At 54.7% G+C, this 17247-nt stretch carries 20 protein-coding genes, 1 other RNA gene and 1 other annotated feature; of the genes, 10 read left to right on the plus strand and 11 right to left on the minus strand.

Translation table 11 applies throughout. The features are described from left to right. Positions 1 to 22: 22 nt before the first annotated feature. The 6 genes from htpG to ACK13D_RS11525 all read right to left on the minus strand — a co-directional run bounded on the left by htpG (position 23) and on the right by ACK13D_RS11525 (position 6328). Positions 23 to 1897, minus strand: a complete 1875-nt coding sequence (gene htpG, locus ACK13D_RS11500; protein ID WP_418796408.1) for a molecular chaperone HtpG — start codon at positions 1895 to 1897, stop codon at positions 23 to 25. A gap of 97 nt (positions 1898 to 1994) precedes the next feature. Next, complete coding sequence (gene recR, locus ACK13D_RS11505) at positions 1995 to 2600, minus strand: recombination mediator RecR (RefSeq protein ID WP_003850420.1); 606 nt, start codon at positions 2598 to 2600, stop codon at positions 1995 to 1997. Then, on the minus strand, positions 2600 to 2932 hold the full coding sequence (locus ACK13D_RS11510) for a YbaB/EbfC family nucleoid-associated protein (protein WP_003850423.1): 333 nt from the start codon (positions 2930 to 2932) through the stop codon (positions 2600 to 2602). The genes recR and ACK13D_RS11510 overlap by 1 nt, the downstream gene beginning before the upstream one ends. 55 nt (positions 2933 to 2987) lie before the next feature. Beyond that, complete coding sequence (gene dnaX, locus ACK13D_RS11515) at positions 2988 to 5084, minus strand: DNA polymerase III subunit gamma/tau (RefSeq protein ID WP_307617873.1); 2097 nt, start codon at positions 5082 to 5084, stop codon at positions 2988 to 2990. Next, positions 3585 to 3646 (minus strand) — a sequence feature (DnaX frameshifting element). (Overlaps the previous gene by 62 nt.) Positions 5085 to 5242: 158 nt before the next feature. After that, the gene (apt, locus tag ACK13D_RS11520; protein ID WP_010671221.1) at positions 5243 to 5794 is read right to left on the minus strand and encodes an adenine phosphoribosyltransferase; all 552 of its coding nucleotides are present in this window, start codon (positions 5792 to 5794) and stop codon (positions 5243 to 5245) included. A gap of 144 nt (positions 5795 to 5938) precedes the next feature. Next, a complete protein-coding gene (locus tag ACK13D_RS11525; RefSeq protein ID WP_010255914.1) occupies positions 5939 to 6328 on the minus strand; it encodes a DUF454 family protein in 390 nt (129 codons plus the stop codon). Positions 6329 to 6385: 57 nt separating this feature from the next. Here ACK13D_RS11525 and priC point away from each other — a divergent pair, with 57 nt between their 5' ends. From priC to rsmS, 3 genes are read left to right on the plus strand one after another with little or no spacing between them, the layout of a single operon-like run. Beyond that, positions 6386 to 6907 (plus strand): primosomal replication protein PriC, encoded by a 522-nt coding sequence (priC, locus tag ACK13D_RS11530; protein WP_010255912.1) that lies wholly within the window; start codon positions 6386 to 6388, stop codon positions 6905 to 6907. Positions 6908 to 6964: 57 nt separating this feature from the next. Then, positions 6965 to 7210 (plus strand): membrane protein, encoded by a 246-nt coding sequence (locus ACK13D_RS11535; protein WP_010255909.1) that lies wholly within the window; start codon positions 6965 to 6967, stop codon positions 7208 to 7210. Between the two features lie 8 nt (positions 7211 to 7218). Continuing rightward, positions 7219 to 7371 (plus strand): pleiotropic regulatory protein RsmS, encoded by a 153-nt coding sequence (gene rsmS / locus ACK13D_RS11540; RefSeq protein ID WP_010255907.1) that lies wholly within the window; start codon positions 7219 to 7221, stop codon positions 7369 to 7371. Here rsmS and acrR read toward each other — a convergent pair. Then, positions 7368 to 8006: a multidrug efflux transporter transcriptional repressor AcrR gene (gene acrR / locus ACK13D_RS11545; protein WP_010255906.1), complete on the minus strand. Its 639-nt coding sequence runs from the start codon at positions 8004 to 8006 to the stop codon at positions 7368 to 7370. The two genes, rsmS and acrR, sit on opposite strands and share 4 nt — an antisense overlap. Positions 8007 to 8148: 142 nt before the next feature. Between acrR and ACK13D_RS11550 the strand changes: the two genes are divergently transcribed. From ACK13D_RS11550 to ykgO, 4 genes are all read left to right on the plus strand, one after another. Next, positions 8149 to 9342: an efflux RND transporter periplasmic adaptor subunit gene (locus tag ACK13D_RS11550; RefSeq protein WP_010255904.1), complete on the plus strand. Its 1194-nt coding sequence runs from the start codon at positions 8149 to 8151 to the stop codon at positions 9340 to 9342. Positions 9343 to 9358: 16 nt separating this feature from the next. Next, positions 9359 to 12514, plus strand: coding sequence for a multidrug efflux RND transporter permease subunit AcrB (locus tag ACK13D_RS11555; protein ID WP_010255902.1), 3156 nt, complete (start codon positions 9359 to 9361; stop codon positions 12512 to 12514). 162 nt (positions 12515 to 12676) lie between these two features. Beyond that, positions 12677 to 12931, plus strand: a complete 255-nt coding sequence (locus ACK13D_RS11560) for a type B 50S ribosomal protein L31 (protein WP_010671219.1) — start codon at positions 12677 to 12679, stop codon at positions 12929 to 12931. 11 nt (positions 12932 to 12942) lie between these two features. Continuing rightward, entirely contained in the window at positions 12943 to 13083 is a 141-nt protein-coding gene (gene ykgO, locus ACK13D_RS11565; RefSeq protein WP_010255896.1) for a type B 50S ribosomal protein L36, read from the plus strand. Positions 13084 to 13128: 45 nt separating this feature from the next. Here ykgO and ACK13D_RS11570 read toward each other — a convergent pair whose 3' ends face one another. From ACK13D_RS11570 to ACK13D_RS11580, 3 genes are read right to left on the minus strand one after another with little or no spacing between them, the layout of a single operon-like run. Further along, entirely contained in the window at positions 13129 to 14007 is an 879-nt protein-coding gene (locus ACK13D_RS11570; protein ID WP_264367012.1) for a metal ABC transporter substrate-binding protein, read from the minus strand. Between the two features lie 15 nt (positions 14008 to 14022). Beyond that, complete coding sequence (locus tag ACK13D_RS11575) at positions 14023 to 14862, minus strand: metal ABC transporter permease (RefSeq protein ID WP_010671217.1); 840 nt, start codon at positions 14860 to 14862, stop codon at positions 14023 to 14025. Then, positions 14859 to 15527: a metal ABC transporter ATP-binding protein gene (locus ACK13D_RS11580; protein ID WP_033766689.1), complete on the minus strand. Its 669-nt coding sequence runs from the start codon at positions 15525 to 15527 to the stop codon at positions 14859 to 14861. The genes ACK13D_RS11575 and ACK13D_RS11580 overlap by 4 nt, the downstream gene beginning before the upstream one ends. 341 nt (positions 15528 to 15868) lie before the next feature. Between ACK13D_RS11580 and ACK13D_RS11585 the strand changes: the two genes are divergently transcribed. The 3 genes from ACK13D_RS11585 (at position 15869) to ACK13D_RS11595 (ending at position 16987) form a co-directional block, all read left to right on the plus strand. Continuing rightward, complete coding sequence (locus ACK13D_RS11585; RefSeq protein ID WP_010255885.1) at positions 15869 to 16222, plus strand: hypothetical protein; 354 nt, start codon at positions 15869 to 15871, stop codon at positions 16220 to 16222. A gap of 147 nt (positions 16223 to 16369) precedes the next feature. After that, a complete protein-coding gene (gene tomB, locus ACK13D_RS11590; protein ID WP_003850455.1) occupies positions 16370 to 16747 on the plus strand; it encodes an Hha toxicity modulator TomB in 378 nt (125 codons plus the stop codon). A gap of 24 nt (positions 16748 to 16771) precedes the next feature. Further along, the gene (locus ACK13D_RS11595) at positions 16772 to 16987 is read left to right on the plus strand and encodes an HHA domain-containing protein (RefSeq protein ID WP_003850458.1); all 216 of its coding nucleotides are present in this window, start codon (positions 16772 to 16774) and stop codon (positions 16985 to 16987) included. Positions 16988 to 17121: 134 nt separating this feature from the next. Here the strand turns inward: ACK13D_RS11595 and ffs are convergent. Further along, positions 17122 to 17218: signal recognition particle sRNA small type (gene ffs / locus ACK13D_RS11600), an RNA gene on the minus strand. Between the last annotated feature and the right edge of the window lie 29 nt (positions 17219 to 17247).

The raw sequence follows: 17247 nt of genomic DNA on the forward strand, positions 1-17247 counted from the left end.
GAAAACCACCGGCCTGTTGCCGTTATGCGGTCAGCAGCTGGTTCATGCGGCGGATAAACTGGTTAGGATCGTCCAGCGTACCGCGCTCGGCCAGCAAGGCCTGATCCATCAGCAGCTCAATCCACTCACCGAAGCGTGCTTCATCCTGCGTATCCGCAACACGTTTAACCAGCGGATGATCCGGGTTGATTTCGAACAGGTACTTCACTTCCGGCACTTCCTGTCCGGCCGCGGCAAACAGCTTCGCCATCTGCGTGGTCATCTCGTTGGCGTCGGTGGTGACAATCGCCGGAGTATCGGTCAGGCGATGCGTCAGACGCACCTCTTTCACACGTTCGCCCAGCAGAGTTTTCACCCGCTCAACAAAAGGCTCCAGCGCTTTTTCCGCCTCTTTCTGCTCTTCGGTCTCTTCATCCGCCAGCTTGCTCAGCGATTCATCCGCTTTGCTGACTGACTGGAAGGTTTTACCATCGAACTCAGTGAGATAGCTCATCATCCATTCGTCGATGCGATCGGAGAGCAGCAGCACCTCAATGCCTTTTTTGCGGAACAGTTCCAGATGCGGGCTGCTCTTCGCGGCGGCATAGCTGTCAGCGGTGATGTAGTAAATCTTCTCCTGACCTTCCACCATGCGGCTGACGTAATCTTCCAGCGAAATGGTCTGTGCCGAACCTTCGCTCTGGGTGGTGGCGAAACGCAGTAGCTTAGCGATCGTCTCCTGGTTAGCGTGATCTTCCGCCGGGCCCTCTTTCAGCACCAGACCGAACTCATTCCAGAAGGTCTGATATTTCTCGTTGTCATCTTTTGCCAGTTTTTCCAGCATCTGCAGGGTACGCTTCGTCAGCGCGGCGCGCAGACTCTGGGTCACGCGGCTATCCTGCAGGATCTCACGGGAGACGTTCAGCGGCAGATCGTTGGAGTCAATCAGGCCACGCACAAAGCGCAGATAGTTCGGCATAAACTGCTCAGCGTCATCCATGATAAAGACGCGCTGTACGTAGAGTTTCAGGCCATGTTTCTGATCGCGGTTCCACATATCGAATGGCGCACGCGCCGGAATGTAGAGCAGGCTGGTATATTCCTGCTTACCTTCCACCCGATTGTGGCTCCAGGCGACCGGATCGCTGTAATCGTGGGCGATATGCTTGTAGAACTCGTTGTACTCTTCGTCGCTAATCTCAGATTTGTTGCGGGTCCACAGCGCCTGGGCTTTGTTAATCTTCTCCCAGTGTGTCCCTTCGCCTTCTTCATCTTTGCTTTCGATCTCAACCGGCAGTGCGATGTGATCGGAATATTTGCTGATGATGTTGCGCACGCGCCATGCATCCAGGAACTCATCCTCACCTTCGCGCAGATGCAGGGTGATCTCGGTACCGCGATCGGCTTTCTCAATTTCAGCCAGGGTATATTCGCCCTCGCCTGCGGATTCCCAGAACACGCCTTCTTCGGCTGACGCGCCCGCGGCACGGGTACGCACAGTGACTTTATCCGCCACGATGAATGCAGAATAGAAACCGACACCGAACTGACCGATCAGCTGGCTATCTTTAGCCTGATCGGAGCCCAGGGATTCAAGGAAAGATTTGGTGCCTGACTTGGCGATAGTCCCGAGGTTCTCAATGACCTCATCGCGACGCATACCAATACCGTTGTCGCTGAGCGTAATGGTACGGTTGTCCTTATCAACAGAGAGACGAACATGCAGCTCGCCATCACCTTCATACAGGCTGGAATCTGACAGGGCACGGAAGCGCAGTTTGTCTGCCGCATCCGAGGCGTTGGAGATCAGCTCACGCAGGAAAATTTCTTTGTTTGAATAGAGAGAATGGATCATCAGGTGCAGAAGTTGTTTTACTTCCGACTGAAAGCCACGGGTCTCTTGTCCTTTCATGGTCATTGCTACCTCAACAAAACAGGTTGAACAAACGTTGAGGTTGATGTGGGGGTGACAGGGAGATTTTCAAGCCGGTGTCTGTCACAACACCGGCAAGTGATTAAAATTTAAACTTCTGGCGGCCCGCCAGTGAATGGGACAGCGTGGTGCCATCAACCATCTCCAGCTCACCGCCCACCGGCACGCCGTGCGCGATACGGCTGGCGTCGACGCCATACTGACCACAGAGTTCCGCGATGTAGTTCGCGGTCGCCTCGCCTTCAACCGTCGGGTTGGTGGCGAGGATCACTTCCTGCAGGGTTTCACTCTCCAGTCGCTGCTCCAGACGATCCAGGCCAATATCAGCCGGACCGATGCCGTCGAGCGGCGAGAGATGTCCCATCAGCACAAAGTAGCGACCGCCAAACTGGCCGGTTTGCTCAATGGCGTGAATATCCGCCGGGCTTTCCACCACGCAGATTTGACCATTCTGCTGACGCCTTGGATTGGCGCAGATGGTGCAAATTTCCTGCTCGGTGAATGTCCGGCAATCGGCGCAGTGTCCGATCTCCGACATCGCCCGGGTCAGCGCCTGCGCCAGCCGCATGCCACCGCTGCGATCGCGCTGCAGCAGCTGAAACGCCATGCGCTGCGCCGACTTCGGCCCAACGCCGGGCAGACAGCGCAGCGACTCCATCAAAGATTCAAGCAGTGGACTGGTTTGCATCAGAACGGCATCTTAAAGCCTGGTGGCAGCTGCATGCCTGAAGAGACAGAAGCCATCTTCTCTTTCTGGGTTTCATCAATGCGACGTGCCGCATCGTTGAACGCGGCTGCAATCAGATCTTCCAGCATATCTTTGTCATCTTCCAGCAGGCTGGGATCGACTTCCACGCGACGGCAGTTGTGCGCGCCGTTAATGGTGACTTTTACCAGGCCAGCACCAGACTCACCGGTCACTTCAATCGCGGCAATCTCTTCCTGAACCTTGGCCATTTTGTCCTGCATCTGCTGGGCCTGTTTCATCAGGTTGCCCAATCCGCCTTTACCACCAAACATAGTTTTCTCTCTCAGCTGAGGCTACAACGCTATCGTTAAGATAGCAGCAGCGTGTTCAAACAGGTCGGATACTCTCCTCATCCAGATCGGCATCAAAAAAGCGCTGCAGCGTCTGGATGTGGGTATCACAGGTGATCGACTGACGCGCCTGCGCCAGTTTCTCTTCGTAAATGGCCTGACGCCATTCAAGTGGCGTCAACACCGATGAATTATCGTCTTCAACTACCGAGAGTTCAACTCTCTGCCCGGCATGCTGACTCAGCGCATCGCTTAATACCTGCTGCGCCGACGGTGAATTAAGGTGACGCTGGCTGCTACGCAAATGCAGGCAGACCCCAGTTTCGGTGGTCTCTTTCCAGGCATTTAACGCCAGCTGCTGCACCAGTTTCGGCAGCGGCAGGATCGCAATCTCTGCGGCCCAGGGATCGCGCTGCTGCGCTTCTTCGGCCAGACGCGCCGCCAGCTCAGGGGTTTTCTCATGCTCCAGCGCAGAACGCAAGGCCTTTGGCGTCGCCACCGGCTCCGCCACTTCCACCGGCTGATTAACCGCTTTCCAGCGGTACGCTTCCTCTTTTACCGGGGCGGCAGGCTCGCGATCGCGGATACGCTGCTGACTGCGCTCGGTGACCGAGGCCAGCCGCTCCAGCGCGGAGTTGGCCGGCCGCGCACCTGGCGCTGCCGGCTCACGCTTTTTTGGCTTGTTCGCTCCCTGACGCAACAACTGAGTGCGCGCCTGCAGGAGCTGACTGGTGGAACTGGAGAGTGCGGTGTCAGGTGTGACATCTGGCGACGGCGAATGCTGCGGTGCAGCAGCGGGCGCGGCCATCTGCGGCTGAGCAGCAACCTGCTGCTGCGTCTGCTCCGGCATCTGCTGTTGAGTCTGCTGCGCGACGGGCGACGCGGTGTGCGACGGCGGCGCAGCGGCAGGTGACGGTGAGGCTGGCTGTGCTGCCGGTTGCCGTGCTAACGGCGATGGCCCGGATGCTGCCGGTGATGTCTGCGCAGGGGCGACAGGCGCCGTCTGCTGAGTTAATGCGGGACGCGCAATGGGTTCAGCCACGGCAGCTTTAGGATGAAACGCCAGTGCACGCAGCAGCGTCATCTCCACACCCATGCGACGATCGGGCGCAATAGGCAGATCCTTGCGGCCCATCAACAGGGTCTGATAATAGAGTTGCAGATCGGCGGGCGGCACCACCCGCGCCAGTTCACGCAAGCGAAGTGCGTTACTCTCATCATCGTCATTAAGCGAGGTCGGCAGCAGTTGCACCATCGCAATCTGGTGCAGCAGGCGCAGCATTTCTACCAGCAGCGCTTCCCATTCCACACCCCGTGACGCGGCCTGGCTCAACAGGCTCATCACCTGCTGACCGTCACCGTCGACCAGCGCTTCCAGCAGCCCCAGCGGCTGTTCATCGTCCAGCGTGCCGAGCATGACGCTGACCGTACTGCTGGTCACCGCGCCCTGCCCCATGGCAATGGCCTGGTCGGTAAGGCTCAGCGCATCACGCATACTGCCATCGGCAGCCCGCGCCAGCAGCTGCAGCGCCCGGGTTTCACTCTCAATCTGTTCCTGCTTCAGAACGTGCTCAAGCTGCTGACGGATCTGATCCACATCCAGCGCTTTGAGGTGAAACTGCAGGCAGCGCGAGAGAATGGTCACCGGCAGTTTCTGCGGATCGGTGGTCGCCAGCAGGAATTTAACGTGTGAAGGGGGCTCTTCCAGCGTCTTTAACAGCGCATTGAAGCTGTGACGCGACAGCATATGCACTTCATCGATCAGATAGACTTTGAAGCGGCCACGCGCCGGGGCGTACTGCACGTTGTCGAGCAGATCGCGGGTATCTTCAACTTTGGTACGCGATGCGGCGTCGATCTCAATCAGATCGACAAAGCGGCCCTGCTCAATTTCACGGCAGTTATCACACTGACCACAGGGGGTGGCAGTGATACCGGTTTCGCAGTTAAGGCCTTTGGCCAGCAGACGCGCAATAGTGGTTTTCCCTACTCCGCGGGTGCCGGAGAAGAGATAAGCATGATGGATGCGTCCCAGAGACAATCCATTCGCCAGCGCCGTCAGAACATGTTCCTGACCGACAACATCAGCAAAAGCCTGGGGACGCCATTTTCGCGCAAGTACCTGATAGCTCATGTGGAGTTCGACGAAGTTGGATGGAAAGATGAGCGCAGACGCTCTGCAACCCCTGTATAAGATTGCAGTAGTCTATCAGCTACGCTTTTGGCTGGCACTCGTTATCTTGACGCCGAAGGCGTGACGGCCTCGCCGGATGGCAAGGCCGAAAGAGTGGCTTAGTGGCCGGGGAATTTAACCAGGCTGTAGCTCTCAACGCCCATGGCATTAAGACGCGTTTCTCCGGTCAGATCGAACAGATTAATAATGAAAGCCGCGTCTTTAACTTCACCGCCTGCACGACGAATCAGTTTAACGGTCGCTTCAATCGTCCCGCCGGTCGCCAGCAGGTCGTCAACCACCAGCACCAGATCGCCTGGCTGGATGGCATCTTTGTGCAATTCCAGCTTATCGGTGCCGTACTCCAGCTCATAGGATTCGCTGTAGACCTCACGGGGCAGTTTGCCGGGCTTACGCACAGGAACAAAACCGACGCCGAGGCCTAACGCCACCGGTGCACCAAACAGGAAACCACGCGCTTCCGTCCCCACCACCTTAGTGATGCCTTTATTACGGTAACGCTCAACCAGCAGCGCAATCGACGCGGCATAGGCTTTGGGATCTTCCAGCAGGCTGGTGACATCGCGGAACAGGATGCCTGGCTTAGGATAATCGGGAATGCTTTTAATGCTGTTTTTAATGAATTCAAGCTGCTGCGCAGTGTCGGTCATAATGATACGCCTGGTAAAAAATTCTGTTTCGCGCAGCTTCAAAAGCGCTAATACCTGATAACAGGCTCAGCGGAAGTCAATTCACAAAGGGAAGCCACGCACGAAGACGCCCAAATCTAAGCAAATGACCGGCTAAATGCAACTTTATCGCGGCGGCGGCGGTGCGTCCGCTGCTTCTGCCACCACCGGAATACGCCACATAAACAGCAGCAGCGCCGCCAGCATGATCAGCAGCATAATGCGTACCCAGAGCTGATGCACCAGGAAGAGTGAGAGACTAAAGGTGGCGACTATCAGGCAGATAGCGCGTACTTTAGCCCCTGGCGGCATCGCGCGATGCTGCTGCCAGTGACGCAGATAGCGGCCAAATGGCGATTTCCACAGCAGCCAGTGATGAAAACGCGGCGATGAACGGGCAAAACACCAGGCCGCCAGCAGCATGAATGGCGTGGTAGGTAATAAAGGTAATACAATGCCCAGCGTCCCCAGCACAATCGCCAGCCAGCCGAGGGTTAATAACAGAATGCGTTGCATGAATGCCGCCCAACTCTTTCCTCATCAGCGTACGTTAGCACAATTGAGCGTGACGCGATGAGTGCGATCGCCATACAACAGCGCCTGCAACAGCTCCTTATCGCCCTGCGGCAGGAACTCGCCTGCCATTCCGATGGGGTTTGCCGTCTGCCACGTTTTGATACTCAGCTGTTTCGCACCAAAGGCACGCGGCTGGCTGATTACCTGCTGGAAGTGGAACAGAATTTTGCCCGGCTCTGCGACAGCAGCCACGATCTGGCCCGCAGTGCCTGGCTGGCTGAACGCCTGGTCGATCAGATTGCCGCCCTGCAACGTGAGGCGAGTACGCAACAGCTGCGTACCCGACGCGAACAGCCCGTCAGGAACCCACGCGCCGCAAAATATCAGGAGTACCGTGAATTTGAACGGCGTTTGCTGGCAATGATCGATCAGCGTGAGCAGAGACTGGCGCTGGCCGAAACGCTGGCGGTACAGCATCAGCTGAAACAGGATCTGGAAACGTTAGAGCAGCGACTGGCACGCTGTCGGCAGGCGATTCGCTCGGTTGAATGGGCCTCTTCGTTGCGCGGCAGCGAATAAAGCGCAGCGTGACAAAAGCGCTCCTATACTGGGTGTGATTCGGCGCGGAGAAGAACCATGGCTTTACTTGTGTGGCTGTTAAGCGGTTTACTGCTGGGGTTGCTGAAGCGCCTGCTGATGCCGGGACCACCGGGCGGCCTGGTTGCTACCCTGACGCTGTCGATGATCGGGGCTCTGATTGGCGGCTATATCGCCACCTATTTTGACCTGGGTACCCTGGCAACGCTGCATATTGGCGCACTGGGCATGGCGATTCTCGGTGCATTAGTGATGCTGCTGGTCGCGGCCCGACTACGTATTTAGGAGAAGAGATGTCACTGGAAAATGCCCCTGACGACGTCAAACTGGCAGTTGATCTGATTCAACTACTGGAAGAGCATCAACTGCCGGTAGAAACCGTGCTTTCAGCGCTGGCCATGGTGCAGCGCGATTTCGAAAACAAGCGTGATCGCCCATCGGCTTAGTGGTGGGCAGTCAGCGTCGGACTGAGGCGCAGCATATCGATAAAGGCATTGACCAGCGTCGGCGCGTCTCCGGCTAAATCAAAACTGTCCGGAGCAAACAGCCAGCTTTCCATCATACCGTTGACGTAACCGCGCAGGATAAGAGCGGCCTGACGCGTGCTGAGACTGCCCGGAAGTTGTCCGGCTTCGATACACTGGCGCAGCACATCTTCAATTTTGTCGTAGCACTCCAGCAGTAAGCTCTGCTGCATATTCTTCAGCGCCGACATTTCGCCAACAAATTCACATTTGTGGAAAATGATCTCCATCAAGGCGCGGCGCTGCGGATCCTTTGCTGTCGCGTCAAAGATATAGACCAGCATCGCTCGCAACACAGAGAGTGGATCGCCAGGGTATTTTGTCTGATACTCAAGTTCCACATCGTCCAGACCAGCATCACAACGAAGCCATATTTCATGTAATACATCGGCTTTATTTTTGAAGTGCCAGTAGATGGCCCCTCGCGTGACGCTGGCAGCGGTTGCAATATCCGCCAGAGAAGTGGCTGAAACGCCCTGCTGCGAAAACAGAACAATGGCGGCATCAAGAATTTGATGTCGCGTTTCAAGTGCTTGCGCTTTGGTTTTTCGTGCCATAAGGGGCTTTTTTTACAAACAGGTAAGTTTACATACATTTGCGAATGTATGTACCATAGCATGACCTGCGACTTGACACAGCAATGGGTTTTTCAGTTTGTGATCCATTGACCAATTGATATCGGACACTAGAGGTTTATTTATGAATAAAATCAGAGGATTATCGCCTCTGGCGGCCGTCCTGATGCTATCAGGCAGCTTTTTGTTAACAGGATGTGACAACAATAAATCCGAACAAGCCGCCCAGCAACCGCCAGCAGTGGGGGTTGTAACACTGAAAACTGAACCCCTGAAAATCTCGACTGAATTACCTGGCCGCACCTCGGCATATCGTGTCGCCGAAGTCCGTCCGCAGGTTTCCGGTATCATTCTGAAGCGTAACTTTGTTGAAGGCAGCGATGTCAAAGCGGGTCAGTCTCTTTATCAGATCGATCCTGCTACCTATCAGGCTGCCTATGACAGCGCCAAAGGTGATTTAACTCAGGCGCAGGCCAATGCACGCATCGCTCAGCTGACCGTCAAACGTTATAAGCCTTTACTCGGCACCAAATATATCAGTCAGCAGGATTACGACACCGCCGTTGCCACGGCCGCGCAAAACGATGCTGCGGTTCAGGTAGCAAAAGCCAATGTAGAAACGGCCCGCATTAACCTGGCTTATACCAAAGTCACCTCGCCTATCAGTGGCCGCATCGGCAAATCGTCAGTAACGGAAGGTGCGCTGGTACAAAACGCACAAACCACCGCTCTGGCCACTGTGCAGCAACTTGACCCGATGTATGTCGACGTCACCCAGTCGAGCGAAGATTTCATGCGCTTACGTTCAGAACTGGAGTCGGGTCAGCTGAAGCAGAACGATGGCAAAGCCAACGTGACCCTGCTGATGCAGAACGGCAACAGCTATCCACAGACAGGTACGCTGGAGTTCTCTGACGTTACCGTTGATGAAACCACGGGTTCTATCACCCTTCGCGCCATTGTCCCGAACCCGAACCATGCGCTGTTACCGGGTATGTTTGTTCGCGCTCGTCTGGATGAAGGTACCAATCCTAATGCGTTGCTGGTTCCGCAACAGGCGGTAGCCCGCACCCCAACGGGTCAGGCAACGGTCATGGTGGTGGGTGCAGATAACAAAGTGGAAGCTCGTCAGGTCACCACCTCTCAGGCGATTGGCGACAAGTGGTTAGTCACCGACGGTGTTAAAGCGGGTGAACGTGTGATCAGCACGGGTCTGCAGCGAGCCAAGCCGGGCGCACAGGTTACCCCACAAGAAGTCTCAGACGATGCGAAAGCGGCACCCGATTCAAAGCCGCAGTCTGACAAGTCATCGTCATAACAGGAGCCGTTGATTCATGGCTAAGTTCTTTATCGATCGGCCCATCTTTGCGTGGGTGCTCGCCATCATCATTATGCTGGTCGGTGCGCTATCGATTCTCAAACTTCCGATTGAGCAATATCCCAATGTTGCACCGCCGGCGATTGAGATTCAGGCCACCTACCCTGGTGCAGATGCTAAAACGCTGCAGGACTCGGTGACCCAGGTCATCGAACAAAATATGAACGGCATTGATGGACTGATGTATATGTCCTCAAGCAGCGACTCATCCGGTACGCTGACCCTGACGATCTCCTTTGAGTCAGGAACAGATGCCGATATCGCGCAGGTTCAGGTGCAGAACAAACTGCAGCTGGCGACGCCGCTGTTACCGCAGGAAGTACAGCAACAGGGGATTCAGGTTAAGAAATCTTCCAGTAGCTTCCTGATGGTAGCGGGCTTCATCAGCGACGATGACAATATGACGCAGAATGATATTTCTGACTTTATTTCATCGTCCATCAAAGACCCGATCAGCCGTACCAAAGGCGTGGGTGATACCCAGGTATTTGGTGCGCAGTACGCGATGCGTATCTGGATGGATCCGCACAAGCTGAACAACTACAACCTGACGCCGGTTGATGTTATCAGCGCCCTGAATACGCAGAACACCCAGGTTGCTGCCGGTCAGTTGGGCGGTACGCCTCCGGTTCCGGGACAGCAGCTTAACGCCTCGATCATTGCGCAAACCCGTCTCACCTCTACCGATGAATTCGGCAAAATCCTGCTGAAAGTGAATGAAGATGGTTCTCAGGTTCGTCTGCGTGATGTGGCAAGGATTGAACTTGGCGCGGAAAACTACGAAATCGTTGCCCGTTATAACGGCAAGCCTGCGTCCGGTATCGGTATCAAGCTGGCCACCGGTGCGAATGCGCTGGATACCGCCAATGCGGTGAAAGAAGAACTGGCCAAATTGCAGCCGACGTTCCCGGCCGGTTTGAAAGTGGTCTATCCGTATGACACCACGCCTTTCGTTAAAATCTCGATTTTCGAAGTGGTGAAAACGCTGATCGAAGCGATCGTGCTGGTGTTCCTGGTCATGTATCTGTTTCTGCAGAACTTCCGCGCCACGCTCATTCCTACCATCGCGGTCCCTGTGGTATTGCTGGGTACGTTTGCCGTTATCAGCGCTTTTGGCTATTCGATAAACACCCTGACGATGTTCGGGATGGTGCTGGCCATCGGCTTGCTGGTAGATGACGCCATCGTGGTGGTCGAGAACGTTGAGCGCGTAATGGCGGAAGAGGGATTACCGCCAAAAGAAGCGACTAAGCGTTCTATGGAGCAGATCCAGGGCGCACTGGTCGGTATCGCACTGGTGCTAGCTGCCGTATTTATTCCGATGGCGTTCTTTGGTGGTTCGACCGGTGTTATCTACCGTCAGTTCTCCATCACTATCGTTTCGGCAATGGCGCTGTCGGTGCTGGTCGCCTTTATTCTGACGCCGGCACTCTGTGCCACCATGCTGAAACCGATTAAAAAAGGCGAGCACGGTAAAACCACCGGTTTCTTCGGCTGGTTCAACCGCATGTTCGACAAAAGCACCAACCACTATGTGGATGGTGTGGGTCACATGGTTCGCAGTACGGGTCGCTATATGGTGATCTATCTGGTGATCGTGGTCGGTATGGCGTTTCTGTTTGTGCGACTGCCCTCTTCATTCTTACCGGAAGAGGATCAGGGTCTGCTGCTGGCTCAGGCGCAGCTGCCTGCTGGTGCAACCCAGGAGCGTACGCAGAAAGTGCTGGACCAGGTGACGGATTACTTCCTGACCCAGGAGAAAGACACGGTTAAATCGGTGTTTACCGTTAACGGCTTCGGCTTTGCCGGTCGTGGACAGAATACCGGTATCGCCTTCGTCAGTCTCAAGCCGTGGGATGAGCGTACCGGCAGCGACATGAAAGTACCGGCGATTGCTGGCCGTGCCATGCAGGCGCTGGGGGCGATCAAAGATGCAATGGTCATTCCTTTCAACCTGCCAGCCATTATTGAACTGGGTAACGCGACCGGCTTCGACTTTGAGCTGATCGACCAGAATAACCTTGGCCACGATAAGCTGACGGAAGCGCGTAATCAGCTGTTCGGCATGATTGCGCAGCATCCTGATACGCTGGTTGGCGTCCGTCCTAACGGGATGGAAGATACCCCGCAGTACAAGCTGACCATCGATCAGGAGAAAGCACAGGCGCTGGGCGTATCACTGAGTGATATCAACACCACGCTGGCGGCTTCCTGGGGCGGTTCCTACGTCAATGACTTCATTGACCGCGGTCGCGTGAAGAAAGTTTACGTCATGGGTAAAGCGGACGCCCGCATGCTGCCGGACGACATTGGTAAATGGTACGTGCGCAACAGCAGCGGAACCATGGTGCCCTTCTCTGCCTTCTCGTCAGCGAAATGGCAATATGGCTCACCGCGCCTTGAGCGTTACAACGGTCTGCCTGCGATGGAAATCCTGGGACAGGCTGCGCCAGGCAAAAGCTCGGGTGCGGCAATGGACCTGATGGAAGAGCTGGCGGCGAAACTGCCTGCCGGTATCGGCTATGACTGGACCGGTATGTCCTATCAGGAACGCTTGTCAGGTAACCAGGCCCCTGCGCTCTATGCCATCTCGCTGATTGTGGTCTTCCTGTGTCTCGCCGCACTGTACGAGAGCTGGTCGATTCCATTCTCGGTTATGCTGGTTGTCCCGCTCGGGGTCATTGGTGCACTGATCTTTACCACCCTGCGTGGCCTGAGTAATGACGTCTACTTCGTAGTGGGGTTACTGACAACCATCGGCCTCTCCACCAAGAACGCCATCCTTATCGTCGAATTTGCTAAAGATTTGATGGATAAAGAGGGTAAAGGGCTGATTGAAGCTGCGCTGGAAGCGTGCCGTATGCGTCTGCGTCCTATCCTGATGACGTCACTGGCGTTTATTCTCGGGGTACTGCCGCTGGCGATCAGTACTGGTGCCGGTTCCGGTTCGCAAAACGCCGTAGGTACCGGTGTTATCGGTGGTATGGTCACCGCGACCATACTGGCGATCTTCTTCGTTCCTGTGTTCTTTGTGGTGGTACGCCGCCGCTTTGGCAAGAAAAAAGAAGAATCAGCGAACAGTCATCCGGTTGAGCATAACCAGACTCACTAAGCTGTAAATCATCTGAGGCCGCGCAAGCGGCCTTTTTTTATGCCTGCGATTCAGCCCTTCTCATTTCCTGTCCCCTTGCTTTTCCTGTCTCACGGACAGTTGCAATCCTGGCCTGTGCATCGCATAATATTGTTATAGTATAACATTACATAGGTGTGCATTATGAAAGCGAATATTCATCCTCACTATCGTCACGTGGTTTTCCATGACACATCGGCTGATGTCTGGTTCAAAATCGGATCAACCATCAAAACCGATCGCACCGTGGAGTTCGAAGGCGAAACGCTGCCCTACGTCACCCTGGATGTGTCGTCTGCCTCACATGTGTTCTACACCGGTAAACAGAAAGATTTTGCCAAAGAGGGCAGCACCGCGCGCTTTAACCAGCGTTTCGGGCGCTTTCTTGGAAAGAAATAGAGGAGAGGATCATGCAGGTATTAAGCTCGCTGCGTTCAGCAAAAAATCGCCATCGGGATTGTAAAGTAGTCCGCCGCAAAGGCCGTATTTACGTGATCTGTAAATCGAACCCGCGGTTTAAAGCAGTACAGGGAAGAAAGAAAAAACGCTAGTTTGTGTCGTGATGACTGGCCGGGCTTGCCCGGCCTTTTTTATGCTTAGTGCATGCTCTTCAGCATCGCATTCACGTTGTGTTTAAAAGCCGCCTGATAGGTGGCTGCCGGGCCAGAGGCCGTGGATAACGCTTCCGGATAGAGCTCACCACCCGGCTCTGCCCCGGTGGCGCTGGCAATCTGTTTTACCAGACGCGGGTCGGTCTGGTTCTCAATGAAATAGCGATTGATGTGCTGCTGCTTAAGCAGGGTGATTAAATTACCCACGTTGCTGGCACTCGCTTCCGCCTCAGTAGAGAACCCTACCGGCGCCAGGAAAGTCACGCCATATCGCTGTCCAAAGTAACCAAACGCATCGTGACTGGTCAGCACTTTACGCTTATCGGCTGGCACAGCGTCAAAGGCGGTTTTTGCCCAGCGATCCAGCGCCTGCAGTTGCTGAATGTAATTCTGTCCACGCTGACGAATGGCCGGAGCATCTTCAGGATCGGCTTTGACCAGCGCATTCATCACGTTGGTCGCGTAGATAACGCCGTTCTGCATGCTGTTCCAGGCGTGAGGATCGGTAACGGTTTTACCCTCCTCCTCCATGCTGCGGGTGGTGACACCGGTTGAAGCGACAACGGGCTGACCCCGATACCCTGAGGCGCTGACCAGCCGATCCATCCACCCTTCCAGTCCCAGTCCGCTGACAAACACCAGATCGGCCTTCGCCAGCGCCTGACTGTCCTGCGGTGTCGGTTCAAAAGTATGAGGATCGCCATTCGGCCCCACCAGGCTTTTAACCTTTACATGATCGCCGCCGACCTGCTTAACGATGTCAGCCAGCACGGTAAAGCTCGCCACGACATCCACCGTTTTGGCCATCGCCAGAGGCGTGGCAAACAGCGCAGCGAGCGCCAGGCTAACCGGTAATTTTTTCATAGATACCCCTTAAGATTAATGGCGGCGTAAAATTCCGCCGCACGGCCCTGTAAGAATGGAGAAAAAAAACAGCATGGCGGCGCTCAGCACCACAGCGGGACCCGCCGGCAATGAGAAGTGCCAGGAGAGCATCAGCCCGGCCAGCGACGAAATCATTGCCATGAAAATGGCGATAACCAGCATCGCGGCGAGATGGCGACTCCAGAAGCGGGCGCTGGCGGCGGGCAACATCATTAAACCCACTGACATCAGGGTGCCCAGCACCTGAAAACCCGCCACCAGATTCAGCACCACCAGCATTAAAAACAGACCATGCACCAGCGGCGCGCTCCATTTTCCCTGCGCACGCAGGAAGTCGCCGTCAAACGCATCGATGACCAGCGGACGATAGATCACCGCCAGCAGAATCAGCGTAAAGGCAGCGATGCCGCCCACCAGCAACAGCGCTGCGTTGTCTACCGCCAGCAGCGAGCCAAACAGAACGTGCAGCAGATCCACACTTGAGCCGCGTAATGAAACCAGCGTGACGCCCAGCGCCAGTGAACCCAGATAGAAGCCGGCGAAACTGGCATCCTCTTTCAGCGGCGTGTAGCGACTGACCGCGCCAGAGAGTAGCGCCACGGCTAAACCGGCGATCAGGCCGCCAACACCCATCGCGACCAGTGACAATCCGGAGATCAGATAGCCAATGGCGGCACCGGGCAGCACCGCGTGTGATAAGGCATCGCCAATCAGGCTCATACGTCGCAGGGAGAGGAATACCCCGAGCGGCGTGGCGCTGACGGCCAGCGCCAGACAGGCCACCAGCGCGCGTCGCATAAAACCAAACTCAATAAAGGGTTGAATGAGAGTCACGGCGCACGACTCCCCAGAGAGGAAGCAGGCAGGCAGGTGCAGTTAACCTCACGTTCATCCATCGACATCACGTTACTGAAGTAGCGCGCCACCAGCGGACGATCGTGCAGCACCACCAGCAGGGTTGTTCCAGCCTGCTGTTGCTGCTCAAGGATCGACATCAGTAGCGTCACCGTCTGGCTGTCAATGCCGTTAAAAGGCTCATCCAGAAGCCAGAGCTGGCTGCGCTGCAGCATCAGCCGCGCAAACAATACCCGCTGCAGTTGTCCGCCGGATAACGTCGCGGGCTGCGCATCCGCATAATCACTCATCTGAACCGCTTCCAGCGCCTGCCAGATCTCCCGACGCAGTATCCGGTTAATGCCGCCGAACCAGCCGCAGCGTGGCCAGCAGCCAATAGAGACCAGTTCAAATACCGTCAGGGGAAAGCGGGTCTCAAGTTCGGTGCGCTGCGGCAACCAGCCGATATCCCGGCGTGCAACCTGCAGCTCGCAGCGCCCGGCTATCGGTGGCAGTAAGCCAGCAATGGTTTTTAACAGGGTTGATTTGCCGCTACCGTTCGCGCCGACCAGCGCGGTCATCGAGCCGGCTGCGAGCTGGCCGGTAATAGCCGGGGTCACAACCTGTCCCTGGTAGCCCGCGCGAAGCGCGTTAAACAGGATCATGCGCTGATCCCCCATTTTATTGCCACAGCAAGCAGCGTGATAAATAGCAGTGCTACTCCCAGCCGCCCGCCCAGTGACATAAGTAGTCCACTCTGACGCATTACTTCACCATAATGTTATAACATAACAGTAAAGATACCTGATGTTGCTCTCTGTTGAATGTGGGATTGTGTATCAAAAGATAAATACCAGCTGCACGCACTGGCAGACCCGCGCTGGCGATAAGGCCTGCGGCTGCGTCTGGCAAATCTCGTAAACTGAGAGTTTTGTGCTCAACTGACTTGCAAACCAGTTGCAGAAAACCAATGATAGGTTTATTAACGGTTATAAGTGGAACAGATATGCTGTCACGCATTGAATGTGATATTGCCGCGGGTGAATCGGACTGCGCAAAAATAGCAGAGATTGTTCAGCGGAATATTCTCAAAATAACCGATTTGCTGGTAGGGGATTTACGCTGGTACTCACAAAATGCCCGGTTAGTTCCAGGCAGTTTAAAAATCATTTCGGTTGAATACCAGGATCTGAATAGTTTTAAATTACTTTACGATTTTGACTGGAATTTATTTAGTCCCTGCCTGGATCTAAATGAAACCGTGACGCAGTCAGAACAGGTAAACTTTCACATTAAGCCCGGTGCACTTGAGTTTGATGTGATCGACAATGAGCAACCCTCCCCTGGCGATGAATTGTAATATTTAGTAATGGAGGTGAGCAGAACTAATGGTTTTACACTATCTTTAAGGTATCCCGTTTAATAACTGCCCGAATAATCGCTTCCTGGCCGCGTGATCTTCTCTCGCCGCCCTGCGGCAACTGTGCTAGCTATGGAGGGGAAAAAGATGGACGAATACTCACCGAAACGGCATGATATTGCCCAGCTTAAATACCTTTGTGAGAGTCTGTTTGACGACAGCATGGCAACATTAACCGACAGTCATCATGGCTGGGTTAATGATCCCACTTCTGAAAGCAATCTACAGCTTAACGATTTGATTGAGCATATCGCCTCTTTCACCATGAATTACAAAATTAAGCACGTTGAAGATGAAGCGCTGATTTCGCAAATCGATGAATATCTTGATGATACTTTTATGCTATTCAGCAATTATGGTGTCAATAGTCCGGATCTTCAGCGGTGGCAACGTTCAGCAAAACGCTTATTTAATCTGTTCACTGAAGAGTGCGCTTTTCTCCAGCAACCGAGCCATTCATTATAGTAAAGACATGAGAACGGTTTATTTATGAACAAAACCCTGACTAAAACCGATTATTTGATGCGACTGCGGCGCTGCCGCTCTCTTGATACCCTGGAAAGGGTGATTGAAAAAAATAAGTATGAATTACCGGAAGATGAATTAGCGGTATTTTACTCAGCAGCTGACCATCGCCTGGCGGAACTGACGATGAACAAGCTCTACGATAAAGTCCCGGGTTCAGTATGGAAATTTGTCCGTTAATCTGATCGCTTACTGCTCAGTTTTACCCCAATAAAGTACCGGATAATCCTGCCTGCCGGCAAAGGATCGGCCCAGGCGGGTTTTGCCTGTCTGCAGCTTAGGGGGAGAATATCGAAGGGGGAAAGTGGTGGGGGCCCTGCCAGCTACATCCCGGCACACGCGTCACCTGCTACGGCTGCTTCCTTCCGGATCTGACCGAGTTCACAAGCTAGCATTGCGGGAGAACCAACAGGGCCCCCATTGACAAGCCCTCTTTACGA

Origin of the sequence: Pantoea sp. K16 (assembly GCF_048452805.1) — a bacterium.
GTDB lineage: Bacteria > Pseudomonadota > Gammaproteobacteria > Enterobacterales > Enterobacteriaceae > Pantoea > Pantoea agglomerans.